This is a genomic window from Xanthomonas sp. Leaf148, assembly GCF_001423585.1.
Taxonomy (GTDB): domain Bacteria; phylum Pseudomonadota; class Gammaproteobacteria; order Xanthomonadales; family Xanthomonadaceae; genus Xanthomonas.
On record NZ_LMOP01000010.1, the window covers coordinates 240,973 to 253,961 of the forward strand.

The following is a 12,989-nucleotide window of genomic DNA, read 5'->3' on the forward strand; positions in this document are numbered from 1 at the left end:
CGCGCTCAGCATGTGCGCCTGTTCGCGTGCCCCCGCGCCGACACCGGCGCCCGCGGCTGCGCGACAGCCGGCAGCGTCTGCGCAGCCGAACAAACCGAATGTGTCCATCGGTGGCGAAGAATCCGCCGAGACGGTCGCGCAGTGGCAGCCACCGGCGGTGGAGCTGGGCGACGAGCCCTTGGCGCAGGCACGCAAGCGCGCCGACCAAGCCCTGCAGGACGACCGCCTGTATCGCGATGCGGACGATGCGATCCCGCTGTATCTGGCGATCGAACAACGTGCCGGTGGCAAGGATGCGGCCAGCCGGCGTGGCCTGGAACAGGCACGCGCACGCTTGATCGAACGCGGGCAGGCGCTGGTTGCACAGACCGATCGGCAGGACGATGCGCTAGACCAGGCGCGCGAGCTCGCCATCGTTGCCTTGGCGCTTGCACCCAAGGACCCGAAGGTACGCGCCTTGCAAAGCGATGTTGAAACCGCGCAACGCGTGCTCGGTTTCAACCGCGCCGGCGAAGAAGATCTGCGCGGTGGCCGCCTGGGCGAAGATGGCAATGGCGCGCTGGCGAATTTTCGCGATGCCGCGCAGCTGGACCCCGACAACCCACGCACGCGCCAGGGCCTGGCGGCAGTGGAAAGCGGCTTGCTGGAACGCGCCGAACAGGCCGCCGACGCTGCCGATTTCATCGGCGCGCGTTACTGGTTGCAGATGGCGGGGCAGGTGCGCGACCGCGCGCCGACCATTGCCGATGCGCGCGCGCGCATCGAGCGCACCCGGCGTGCGCAGATTGCCGCCTTGCACGACGCCGGTCTGCACGATCTGACCTCGCCGCGCGGGCTCAAGGCGGCCGGCGAGAAACTGGCGGAAGTGCTGCGTATCGCCGATCCGGGCGACCCGATGGCCGGCGACCTGCGGCGTCGCCTGGAATTGGCCACCCACTACGGCAGCTTCCGTCCCGGGCAGGTGTTCACCGATGGGCTCAAGGTCGGTGGCCGTGGGCCGCAGATGATCGTGGTGCCGCATGGCGCCTTTCAGATGGGCGCAGGCGACGCCGAACCGGGGGCATCCGACAACGAGCGCCCGGCGCATTACGTGCGCTTCGCGCGCGGCTTCGCACTGTCGATCACCGAAGTGACGGTCGCCGAATTCCGCCAGTTCGTCGAAGCCACCGGCGCGCGTCCACGTGCCACCCGGCGCGGACACTCGGTGGTGTACGACGAGCGCAGCGGCAACTTCATCCGCCGCAGCGGGGTGGACTGGCAGTCCGACTACAACGGCGCGCAGGCCGCGCCCAACAGTCCGGTGATGCACGTCAGCGTCCGTGATGCCGAAGCCTATGCGTCATGGCTGTCGGAACAGACTGGCCGGCATTACCACGTGCCCAGCGAGGCCGAGTTCGAGTACGCGGTGCGCGCCGGCACCACCGGACGCTATCCGTGGGGCAAGGCCGGCTCGCCACCGCGCGATGCAGGCAATTTCACCGGCGGCAACGACGTCTCGCGCAGCGGCCGGCACTGGAATAACGGCTTCGTCGGTTACGGCGATGGGTTCTGGGGGCCGGCACCGGCGGGCAGCTTCCGCGCCAATGCGTGGGGCCTGCACGACATGGGCGGCAACCTGAGCGAATGGGTGGCCGATTGCTGGCACGCCAGTTATCGGCGAGCACCGGCCGACGGCGCGGCGTGGTTCAACCCGGGCTGCCGGCAGCGCATGATCCGCGGTGGCAGCTGGGCCAATTCGCCGCAGCAGACGCGTGCGGCCTGGCGGCAGTCGCAGGACTCCGATAGCACCAGTGCGCGCATCGGTTTCCGGCTGGCACGCGGGATCTAGTTGCGCGGTTGCGGCGAAGTAGGCGCCGAGCGTGCGGTCGGGTTGCCCGCGTTTGGCGCGGCAGAGTCGCTTCTCGCCCAGTGGAGCTGCCTTGGCTGCTAGCCAGCGGTGACGCGGTGGCACTTTGCCGCGTGGACGACACGCTTCGCCGGCCGAGCAACACCGTCCAGAGCAGACACAGCGGCAACCGCACACGCACGCTGGCACGGATGACGTAGGGATCAAGGTAGGTCGATCCGACAATGCTGCCGCTGCAAGGGAACATGGCCGGTAATGACTGCGTCCTTTGCCGCCTTCAGGACCAGGAGCTAACCGGCCGCCATCTGCAGCGTTCCCGAGTCCCATGGCTTAACCGCAGCGAACACCCGCCCGCACCAGGCCGGAACCGTTGGCGCAGACCGAGGTCGAAGCGCCAGCGCTTCTGAAGGACTGCTGCGATGGGCATGGGGATCAAACTGTTTCGTTGGGTCGTGGCAATCCTGCTGATCGGCGGTAGTGGCTATGCCGTTGCGCGGCATATGCAGGACGGCAACACCGCCGGGCATTACCGCTCGGTGGAAGTGGTCCGCCCGGAAGGCGCGCCCAAGGCGATGGTGGTGCTATTGCCCGATAGCGGCCATCCGCAGCAGGCGCAACAACTGGCCGACATGCTGAGCAACGACGGTGCGTTGGTTGCGGTGATCGATACCGCCAGCTACCGTGAACGTGTGCGCTCGCACCACGCCGCTTGCAGCTCGCTGGCCGACGACGCCGAGCGGCTCGGCAAGAAATTGCTGCGTGCCGAACACGTGGACGCGTTCCTGCCGCCGGTGCTGGTGGGGCAGGGCGATGGCGCGGTGCTGGCGCGTCAGGCCTTGGCGTCTGCCGCGCCCGACGTGCTCGGCGGCGCGGTGGTCGCCGATGCCGGCACCAAGGAGGCGGGCCTGGCCTGTTCGCGCGATGTGCCCGATGCCAATCAGGGCTTCCTCGATGATTTGGTCGACGATGCCAGCCCCATGCAGATTGCCGCAGCCACGCGCGGCCACTTCCAGGCAGCGCAGGCGCAGGGTCTGGGCGATCTGCCGTTGGTCGAACTGCACGCCCCCGGCAGCGACAAGCTGGTGGTGATGCTGTCCGGCGATGGCGGCTGGCGCGAGCTGGACAAGGGCATTGCCGCGCAGTTGCAGCAGCAGGGCGTGTCGGTGGTGGGCTGGAACAGCCTGCGCTACTTCTGGGCCAGCCGCACGCCGCAGCAGGTGGGCGCAGATCTTGACCGGGTGATCGCCGCCTATCGGCAACGGTGGCATATCCATCACGTGGCGCTGGTCGGTTACTCGTTCGGCGCCGACGTGCTGCCGTTCGCCTACCCGGACCTGTCGCCGCAGCAGCGCGCCTCGGTGCAGTTCGTCAGCCTGCTCGGGCTTGGTCATCAGGCCGACTTCAAAGTGCGCGTCGGCGGCTGGCTGGGCTGGCATAACGACGCCGAGCGCGATGTCGAACCTGCGATCCAGTCGCTGGATGCGCATCGTCTGCAATGTATTTACGGCAGCGAAGAAAAAGACACGCTATGCCCGGAGCTGCGCACGCGCGGCGTGGAGGTTGTGATGCGGCCTGGCGGGCATCACTTCGATCACGACCCGGTGGTGCTGGCCGGCGTGTTGATGCAGGGCTGGCAGCATGCGGCGCAGATACCTGCCCACGGCTAGCGCGTGTTCATGCCCTTGCCATGCGTGCAAAGCCTCATGGCGGTTTGAGATATCGGCAGGCGGTTGCGGCTGCGCGGGCAAAGTACGCAACGCAGCGGCGGCGCACACGAGGGCATTGCTGCAAGCCTCCGCTGCTCATCGTTGTCGCGACCACGCAGGATGCGGTCGCCAACGCGCTGTCGGTCATGCGGCACAAGTACCTGCATCCGCGCTACTAAGAGCAGTCACTGCACACCATCGCCGCGACGATACCGCCTGCGGTCTGACAGTGCGCCGTGAGTTATCCGGCACAAGCACCCGCACGCGCGTTGTCGCCGTCAGTCGTCGCTCGGCTCGACCCGCACCGCGATGCTGCCATCGGCCAGTTGCGCACGCAGGCGCTCGCCCGGCGTCACGTCGGCGGCGCTGCGCACCACGCTGCCATCGGCAGGACGGGTGACGATGGCATAACCGCGTGCCACGGTGGCGAGCGGGCTGACCGCTTCCAGCGAGCGCACTAGGCCGCGCAAACGTAATTGATCGTGCTGCAGCCGCCGTTGCATCGCCGCCTGCGGGTGTAATGCGCGCAACCGTTGCTGCAAGGTGGCCAGATTGCGTTGCGGGTTCTGTGCCTGCAGGCGCGTCTGCCCGCGTTGCACGCGTGCCTGCAGACGTTCCAGCAGTTGGGTCATGCGCGCGCGCAACTGCCGGCCGGCTTCTTCCTGGCGGCGCTGCAACAGCTGCAATCGCGCTTGCGGGCTGTGCGCCCGCAAGCGCAATGCAAGCCGGTCGGCGCGTTGCATCGCATTGCCCAATGCGTGCTGTTGCAGCTGGGCGATGCGCGCGCGTGCGCGCCGCACCCGTGCCACCAGTTCGCGCTGATCGGGCACCAGCAATTCGGCCGCCACCGACGGTGTGGGGGCACGCACGTCGGCCACAAAATCGCTGAGGCTGAAGTCGGTCTCGTGGCCCACCGCCGACACCACCGGCGTCTGCGCAGCGGCAATCGCACGCGCCAGGCGCTCGTCGTTGAACGCCCACAGATCTTCCAGCGAACCGCCGCCACGGGTGATCAGGATGACGTCGTAGCGCCCGGACGCATCGGCGCGCTGCAGCAGCGAGGTGACTTGCGCCGCAGCGCTGTCGCCTTGCACCAGCGACGGCAACAGGTCCACTTCCAGCAGCGGGAAGCGTCGTGCCAGCACGCTGAGCACGTCGCGCACCGCCGCACCGCTGGGCGAGGTGATTACCGCCAGTCGCCGCACGTGCGCAGGCAACGGCTGCTTGCGCTCGGCATCGAACAGGCCTTCTGCCGCAAGTCGCGCACGCAGTTCGTCGAAAGCCCGCCGCAGCGCGCCTTCGCCGGCTTCTTCCATGTGGTCGAGCACCAGCTGGTAGTCGCCGCGCGCTTCGTACAGGGTCAAGCGGCCGCGTGCGAGCACGCGCAGGCCTTCGCGTGGCTGAAACTTCAGCCAGGTGCTCTTGGGCTTGAACATCGCGCAGCGGATCTGCGCGCGCGCATCCTTGAGCGTGAAATACAGATGGCCGGAAGACGGGCGGGTGACGCTGCTTAGTTCGGCTTCCACCCAGACCAACGGGAAGCTGCCTTCCAGCAGGTCGCGCGCCAATGTGTTGAGCTGGCTGGGAGTGAGGATCTGTTGGTTGCGTTCTGCCATCGCCGCATTATCCCGCAGTGGCGATGCGCATGCGTGAGCGCAGCGGCTGGAAACTCAGATGCCGTGTTGCGCCAGTGCCCAGCCCACGTGTTCGCGGACCAGCTCCGACGCGTCGTGGCGACGGGCTTCCAACGCCGCCAACACCTCCGGCGTGCCGGGCGCATTGCCCAGGCCGACGGCGATATTGCGCAACCAACGCTGATGGCCGCTGCGGCGGATCGGGCTGCCTTCGGTACGTTGCAGGAACTCGGCTTCGTCCCAGGCGAACAGCTGCGGCAGCGTCGCCACATCCAATGCGTTGCGGGCGCGGAAGTCGGCCTCATCGGTGCGTTGGGCGAACTTGTTCCAGGGGCAGACCAGCTGGCAGTCGTCGCAGCCGAAGATGCGGTTGCCGATCGGCTTGCGCATTTCTTCGGGAATCGCACCATCGTGCTCGATGGTGAGATAGGCGATGCAGCGGCGTGCATCCAGCCGATACGGCGCAATGATGGCCTGGGTCGGGCAGATATCGATGCAACGCGTGCAGGTGCCGCAATGCGCTGTGGCGGGCGTGTCGACCGGCAGCGGCAGATCCAGGTAGATCTCGCCCAGAAAGAACCACGAGCCGCCGTTGCGATCGATCAGGCAGGTGTGTTTGCCGATCCAGCCCAGCCCGGCGTTGCGGGCCAGCGCGCGCTCCAGTACCGGTGCGGAATCGACGAATACGCGGTAGCCGAAAGCGCCGATCTCGCCCTGGATGCGCTCGGCCAGCTTCTGCAGCCGGTTGCGCATCAGCTTGTGGTAATCGCGGCCCAATGCATAACGCGCCACGTATGCGCGGGTGCCATCGTGCAAGGTCGTCCAGGCCTCGGTGTCGTCCTTGCGGCCGTAATCCATGCCCACCGACAACACCCGCAAGGTGCCCGGCACCAGCTCCTGCGGACGCGAGCGCTTGTCGCCGTGCTGGGCCATCCAGTGCATCGTTCCGTACAGGCCTTCTTCCAGCCAGCTGCGCAGATGCGCCTCGTCTTCGCCCAGCTCGATACCGGTGATGCCGCAGCGTTGAAAGCCCGCTTCGCGCGCAAGCGCACGGATGCGCGCTGCAGCATGGGTGGGGTCGGGGTGGGCGAGGGCGGCAGACATGGCGACAAGTATAGAATTCCCGGCATGTACGCACCGCTCGCTCTTTACGACACTGCTGCCGCGCGCACGCTCGATGCGCAGGCCACCACGCTGCTGGGTGGCGATGGCTACACCTTGATGCAACGTGCCGGGCAGGCCGCCTGGCAATGGTTGCTGGAACGCTGGCCGCAGGCGCGACGCATCGTGGTGGTGTGCGGCACCGGCAACAACGGCGGCGATGGCTACGTGCTGGCGCGACTGGCGCAACGCGCCGGATGCCAGGTGTGCGTGGTGCATCTGCCCGAGCACGGCCCGGCCTCGGCGCTGGCCCAGCGCGCCTGCACCGATTATCTGGCGGTTGGCGGTGCGATCGAGCTGTTTCCAACTCCGCTGGCGCAGGCCGATGTCATTGTCGATGCGCTGTTCGGTATCGGCCTGAACCGCGCGCCCGATACGCAGACCGCCGCCTTGATCGAGGCCATCAACGCGGCCGGCACCCCGGTGCTGGCGCTGGATGTGCCCAGCGGGATCGATGCCGACCACGGTGTCGCTTTCGAGACCGCGGTGCGCGCGGAGATCACCTTGCAGTTCATCGTCCCGCATCTCGGCCTGTATACCGGCGACGCACTGGAATATACGGGCGAACGCGGCATCGCCGCGCTGGACGTGCCGGTCTCCGCATTCGATGGGCTGCATCCGGCCGCACACAGCTGGGACATTGACGCCCTGTCCGCGCACTTGCGGCCGCGTCGGCGCAATACGCACAAGGGCGAATCGGGGCGTGTGCTGTGCGTCGGCGGCAATCTCGGCAGCGGCGGCGCAATCCTGCTGACCGCCGAAGCCGCATTGCGCAGCGGCGCAGGGTTGGTGCAGGTCGCCACCCGCGCCGAGCATGTCACCGCACTGCTGGCGCGCTGCCCCGAAGCGATGGTGCGCGCCGTGCAGGCGGGTGACGACATCGCCGCACTGGCCGATGCCGCCGATGTCGTTGCGCTTGGGCCGGGACTGGGCCAGGACGACTGGGCGCGCGCGTTGTGGCAAGGCGTGCTGGGGTCGGACAGTGCGGTCGTCATCGATGCCGATGGCCTGAATCTGCTGGCGGCCACCGCCGCGCCGCCGCGCGGCCCGCGCGTATTGACCCCGCATCCCGGCGAAGCAGGGCGGCTGCTGGGAATCCCCACTGCGCAGGTGCAGCGCGATCGCTTGGCCGCCGCTGCCGCGTTGGCCCAGCGGTTTGATGCAGTAGTGGTGCTCAAGGGGGCCGGTACGGTGGTGGCCGCGCCGCATGCGGTGCCGCGGATCGTCGACGCCGGTAATCCCGGCATGGCCGTCGGCGGCATGGGCGACCTGCTGACCGGAGTGATCGCCTCGTTGCTGGGGCAGGGCTGGTCGGCCTTCGATGCCGCCAGCCTTGGCGCCTTGCTGCACGGCTGCGCCGGCGATGCGGCCGCACGCGATGGCGAGCGCGGCCTGTTGCCCACCGACCTGCTGCCGCAGCTGCGTCGTCTCGCCAATGCCGGAGCCAGCGCATGAATCAGCTCGACGCACATCTGATCGACGCCGAAGCCACAGAAGCACTCGGCCGCGCCCTGGCCGCGGTGCGGCCTGTCACGGCGATGGTGCAACTGCATGGCGACCTCGGCGCTGGCAAATCCACGCTGGCGCGTGCGCTGCTGCGGGCGCTCGGCGTCACCGGCCCGATCCGCAGCCCCACCTACACCCTGGTCGAGCGTTATCCGCTGAACAGCGGCGACGAAGCCTGGCATCTGGACCTGTACCGCATCGGCAATGCCGGCGAGCTGGATTTCCTCGGCTTGGACGAAGGCAGCGCCAGTTTGTGGTTGGTCGAATGGCCGGAGCGCGGTGCAGGCATCTTGCCGCCGGTGGATCTGGACGTGGAATTGGCCGTGGAGGGCGACGGGCGCAGCGTACGGTTGCTGGGCCGCAGCCCAGCCGGGCGCGACTGGCTGCATGCGGTGGCTCAACAGGCTGAGTTGCAGCCTCTTTTTGCCAGCGGACAAGAAGAATGAACGCCAGGTTACGGATTATTAAGGGAAATCACCTTGCAATTCGCCCGGTTGGATGATTGAATCCAGCGCCATGACACCGGGGATCCGACAGTTCTGCGCTTCCGCCCTGACCGCCAGCCTCAGCCTGGCGGTTTTTGCTGCGTGGGCCGGCGAAATCAAGACCGTCGGTGTCAGCACCGGCGCCACTGGCACGCGTGCAGAGATTCAGCTGGCCGGTAGCGGCGGTTTCAAGACGCTGTCGTTGGCCAACCCCAACCGTTTGGTGGTGGATTTCCCGGATTCGGCAGCCGCACGTGGTTTGAAATTGCCGCCAGCGAGCGGCCTGGTCACCTCGGTGCGCACCGGGCAGCCGGTGCCCGGCACCTTCCGGGTGGTGTTCGAGCTGGCAAGCCCGGTCACCGCGCTCAAGCCGCAGATGCAGACGCTGGGTAGTGCCTCCACCCTGGTGATCGAGTGGCCAGGCGATCCGGCGCCTGCGGTTGCGGTTGCGACATCTATTGCGGCCAGCACGCCTGCCGCACTGCCGCCGCCGCGTCCCGTCAACGCACAAGCAGAAGCCGCGCGTGCAACCGCAGCCCTGGCTGCGTCCGCGCAGCGTGCGTCGTCGCTGCCGCCAGCACCGCCAGCGCCGGTCGTCGTGCCTGCCTCGGCGATGCCGACGGTCACCCCGGCAGCGGTGCCGACCACCGTCGCCACCGGCGTGCCGACGCCGCGTCCGGCAACGGCTGCAGTGGCTGCACCGACGACTCCCGCTGGCAGCATCCCTAATCGCGGTGTCGCGGGCCCCACAACTGGTGCGGCTGCGACCGGCGGTGCGTCCGCTGCCGCAATCTTGAACGGCGGCAGCACACAGATGGCTGCTGCCGGCACCGGTGCGGTCGTGTCCGGCACTGCGTCCGGCGCCAGCGCCGACGACGATCTGCCACCGCGCCCGGTGCTGCCCAGCGAAGCCTCGCGGGTCAAGATGGCGCCGGGCATGCGGCCGCTGATCGTTGCCATCGATCCCGGTCACGGCGGCCAGGATCCGGGTGCGATGGGTCCGACCGGCAAGCGCGAAAAAGACGTGACCCTGGCGGTCGGCCGCGAACTGGCGCGCCAGATCAACGCCACGCCCGGCATGAAGGCGTACTTGACCCGCGATACCGACGTGTTCATTCCCTTGCCGATGCGTGCGCAAAAAGCACGTGCCGCCAAGGCCGACATTTTCATCTCCATCCATGCCGACGCTGCGGAGAATCGCAGTGCAACCGGCTCGTCGGTGTATGTGCTGTCGACCAAGGGCGCCTCCTCGCAACGCGCGCGTTGGCTGGCCGATAAGGAAAACGCCGCCGACCTGGTTGGTGGCGTGCGTCTGCAACAGACCGAAAGCACGCTGGCCAATGTGCTGCTCGACCTGGCACAAAGCGGCCATATGAAGGCCTCCGAAGATGCCGCCGGCCATGTGCTGGGTGGCCTCAAGCGCATCGGCAACAATCACAAGCCGCAGCTGGAGCGCGCCAACTTCGCGGTGCTGCGGACGTCCGACATGCCGGCGATGCTGGTGGAAACCGCCTTCATCTCCAATCCGGACGAAGAACGCCGCCTGATCGACCCGGCCTACCAGCGCAAGATCGCCTCCGCCGTGCTGGATGGCATCGATACCTTCTTCACCCGTCAGCCGCCTCCGGGCACCTTGTTTGCCGCGCGCGCGCAGGCCGAAGCCGATGCCGTCGGCACCGTGGCCGGCGGCAGTCGCTGACCCGCTCGGCTATCATTCCGCACTGATTCCTTGAGTGACGGCGCCTGCGCGCCGCCGGATTGCCGTGCCGACGTTCGTCTTGCCTGCTACACCCGCGATGCACCCTGTTTTGCGCTGCCAGCGCCGAAGCGCGCGCTGATGGCGATCCGTCAGTTACCCGAGATCCTGATCAACCAGATCGCTGCCGGCGAAGTCGTCGAGCGGCCCGCATCGGTGGTCAAGGAGTTGGTCGAAAACGCCCTCGATGCCGGCGCTACCCGCGTGGATATCGATCTGGAAGAGGGCGGCGTGCGCCTGATCCGTATCCGCGATAACGGCGGCGGCATTCCGTCCGATGAACTGCCGTTGGCGGTGTCGCGGCATGCCACCAGCAAGATCGCCTCGCTGGACGATCTGGAAACCGTCGCCACGCTCGGCTTCCGCGGCGAAGCCTTGCCTTCGATCGCCTCGGTCAGCCGCTTTACGCTGATTTCGCGTCGTCACGATGCCGAACACGGCTCGGCGTTGCAGATCGAAGGCGGGCGGCTTGGCGAAGTAACGCCGCACGCGCATGCGCCCGGCACCACGGTGGAAGTGCGCGAGTTGTTCTTCAACGTGCCGGCGCGTCGCAAGTTTCTGCGTGCCGAACGCACAGAACTTGGGCACATCGAAGAGTGGCTGCGCTCGTTGGCGTTGGCGCGCCCGGATGTGGAATTGCGCGTCTCGCACAACGGCAAACCGTCGCGCCGCTACAAGCCGGGCGATCTGTACTCGGATGCGCGGCTGGGCGAAACCTTGGGCGAGGATTTCGCACGGCAGGCTTTGCGGGTCGATCACAGCGGTGCCGGTCTGCGCCTGCATGGCTGGGTTGCGCAACCGCATTACTCGCGGGCCAGTACCGACCAGCAATATCTCTACGTCAACGGCCGTTCGGTACGCGATCGCAGCGTGGCGCACGCGGTCAAGATGGCCTACGGCGATGTGTTATTCCATGGCCGCCAACCGGCGTATGTGCTGTTTCTGGAGCTGGACCCGGCGCGCGTGGATGTCAACGTACACCCGGCCAAGCACGAGGTGCGTTTCCGCGAAGCGCGGCTGATTCACGACTTCGTCTATCGCACCTTGCAGGATGCGCTGGCGCAGACACGCGCCGGCGCGACGCCCAACAGCATCGGTAGCGACGGTGCGGGTTATGCGGCGACTGTTGGGATGGGCAACCTCGCTGGCGACGGTGCCACACCGTATGCCGGCGCATCCGGCAATGGGGGTGGCTCAGGCAGCTACGCCAACTGGACGCCCTCGCAGACGCCGTTAGGTCTGCGCGTGGACGAAGCGCGTGCGGCCTATAGCGCGTTGTATGCGCCGCCATCTGGCAGCGCGCAGCAGTCCGCCAGCCTGCCGCAGTTCTCCGGAACCGGTCTGCCAGTCACGGCCGAAGACAGCGGCGTGCCGCCATTGGGCTATGCGGTGGCGCAGTTGCACGGCATCTACATCCTGGCCGAAAACGCCGAAGGCCTGATCGTGGTGGACATGCACGCCGCGCACGAACGCATCGGCTACGAGCGGCTCAAGAACGCGCACGACAGCATCGGCCTGCATGCGCAGCCGTTGCTGGTGCCGATGACGCTGGCAGTGGGCGAGCGCGAGGCCGATACCGCCGAGCGCGAGGCCGAGACGCTGGCTACCCTGGGCTTCGAGATCACCCGCGCCGGCCCGCAATCGCTGCACGTCCGCAGCATTCCCGCCTTGCTGGCCAATGCCGAGCCGGAGGCGTTGCTGCGCGATGTGCTGGGCGACCTGCGCGAGCACGGTCAGAGCCGCCGCATCGCCAGTGCACGCGACGAGCTGCTGTCGACCATGGCCTGCCACGGCGCGGTGCGCGCAAATCGACGTCTCACCGTGCCTGAAATGAACGCGCTGCTGCGCGATATGGAAGCCACCGAGCGCTCGGGTCAATGCAACCATGGCCGACCCACCTGGGCTCGGTTTACGCTGAGCGATATTGATCGTTGGTTTCTCAGGGGGCGTTGATGGCAGTGCATACGGGGAAGGGCTGGCTGCTCGGCATGCTGGTGGCAGCGACGCTGGTCGGATGTGGGCGCGATGCGCCGCCGCCTGCCGCGCCGGTAGCGTTGGACAAGACGTTCCTGGCCGACAACGCCGCCTGGCGCGAAAGCCGGATCAACGAACTGCGTGCGCCCGATGGCTGGACCAGTCTGGTCGGGCTGCATTGGCTGTCGCTGAAAGCGCATTACATCGGCAGTAGCGCCGACAGCGGCATCCGGCTCGCGGTCGGGCCGCCGAAGATGGGCATGGTGTCCAGCGAGGGCGGGGCAGTCTGGTTCGTGCCCGAACGTGGCGCTGCGCTCAGCGTGGATGGCAAGCCGCTGACCGGCAAGATCCGCTTCCAGTCCGATCGCGATCCGCAGCCCACGTTCATCCATTTCGACGATGGCAAGGGTGTGCTCAGCCTGATCCATCGTGGCGACCGCTACGCATTGCGGGTCAAGCACGCCGATGCGCCATCGCGCAGCAAATTCGCCGGGCTGGAGTACTGGCCGGTAGATCCTTCCTGGCGCATCACCGCACGCTACGTACCCAACGATGTCGGCAAGACCATCCCGATCGTGGACATCGTCGGCATCATTAGCGATCAGCCCAACGCCGGCGCCATCGTCTTCGAGCGCGATGGCAAGACCTATCGCCTGGAAACGATCGGCGAACCTGGGCGGCCGGTGTTCGTGGTGTTCGCGGACCGCACCAGTGGGCACGGCAGCTATCCGGCCGGGCGCTTCCTGGACGTGGAAGTGCCGGATGCGTCCGGTCATGTGGTGGTGGACTTCAATCGCGCCTACAACCCGCCGTGCGCGTTCACTCCCTTCGCAACCTGCCCGTTGCCGCCGCCGGAAAACCGGATCGATCTGGCGGTCTCGGCCGGCGAGAAAACCTACAAGGTGCCGCACTGACGTGATG

9 protein-coding genes are annotated in these 12,989 nt (G+C 67.4%); 7 read left to right on the forward strand and 2 right to left on the reverse strand.

All coding sequences use genetic code 11. The features are described from left to right. Positions 1-10: 10 nt before the first annotated feature. Both ASF90_RS15220 and ASF90_RS15225 read left to right on the forward strand, forming a co-directional pair. Complete coding sequence (locus ASF90_RS15220) at positions 11-1,828, forward strand: formylglycine-generating enzyme family protein (protein ID WP_055852314.1); 1,818 nt, start codon at positions 11-13, stop codon at positions 1,826-1,828. A gap of 437 nt (positions 1,829-2,265) precedes the next feature. Then, positions 2,266-3,513: a virulence factor gene (locus tag ASF90_RS15225; RefSeq protein ID WP_055851912.1), complete on the forward strand. Its 1,248-nt coding sequence runs from the start codon at positions 2,266-2,268 to the stop codon at positions 3,511-3,513. 317 nt (positions 3,514-3,830) lie between these two features. On the opposite strand, the gene xseA is transcribed toward ASF90_RS15225, so the two are convergent. Together xseA and queG are read right to left on the reverse strand one after the other, a co-directional pair. Then, a complete protein-coding gene (gene xseA, locus ASF90_RS15230; protein WP_055851915.1) occupies positions 3,831-5,168 on the reverse strand; it encodes an exodeoxyribonuclease VII large subunit in 1,338 nt (445 codons plus the stop codon). 54 nt (positions 5,169-5,222) lie between these two features. Next, positions 5,223-6,290, reverse strand: a complete 1,068-nt coding sequence (gene queG / locus ASF90_RS15235) for a tRNA epoxyqueuosine(34) reductase QueG (protein WP_055851918.1) — start codon at positions 6,288-6,290, stop codon at positions 5,223-5,225. A 24-nt stretch (positions 6,291-6,314) separates the two neighbouring features. Here queG and ASF90_RS15240 point away from each other — a divergent pair, with 24 nt between their 5' ends. The 5 genes from ASF90_RS15240 (at position 6,315) to ASF90_RS15260 (ending at position 12,982) form a co-directional block, all read left to right on the forward strand. Continuing rightward, a complete protein-coding gene (locus tag ASF90_RS15240) occupies positions 6,315-7,802 on the forward strand; it encodes a bifunctional ADP-dependent NAD(P)H-hydrate dehydratase/NAD(P)H-hydrate epimerase (protein WP_055851922.1) in 1,488 nt (495 codons plus the stop codon). Then, positions 7,799-8,299: a tRNA (adenosine(37)-N6)-threonylcarbamoyltransferase complex ATPase subunit type 1 TsaE gene (gene tsaE, locus ASF90_RS15245; protein WP_055851926.1), complete on the forward strand. Its 501-nt coding sequence runs from the start codon at positions 7,799-7,801 to the stop codon at positions 8,297-8,299. The genes ASF90_RS15240 and tsaE overlap by 4 nt, the downstream gene beginning before the upstream one ends. A gap of 70 nt (positions 8,300-8,369) precedes the next feature. After that, positions 8,370-10,037, forward strand: a complete 1,668-nt coding sequence (locus tag ASF90_RS15250) for an N-acetylmuramoyl-L-alanine amidase (protein ID WP_193552597.1) — start codon at positions 8,370-8,372, stop codon at positions 10,035-10,037. Between the two features lie 138 nt (positions 10,038-10,175). After that, positions 10,176-12,047 carry a DNA mismatch repair endonuclease MutL gene (gene mutL / locus ASF90_RS15255; RefSeq protein WP_055852319.1) on the forward strand — a complete coding sequence of 624 codons (1,872 nt, stop codon included), beginning with the start codon at positions 10,176-10,178 and terminating at the stop codon, positions 12,045-12,047. Then, the gene (locus tag ASF90_RS15260; RefSeq protein WP_055851931.1) at positions 12,047-12,982 is read left to right on the forward strand and encodes a DUF1684 domain-containing protein; all 936 of its coding nucleotides are present in this window, start codon (positions 12,047-12,049) and stop codon (positions 12,980-12,982) included. Before mutL ends, ASF90_RS15260 begins: the two co-directional genes overlap by 1 nt. Positions 12,983-12,989 lie beyond the last annotated feature (7 nt).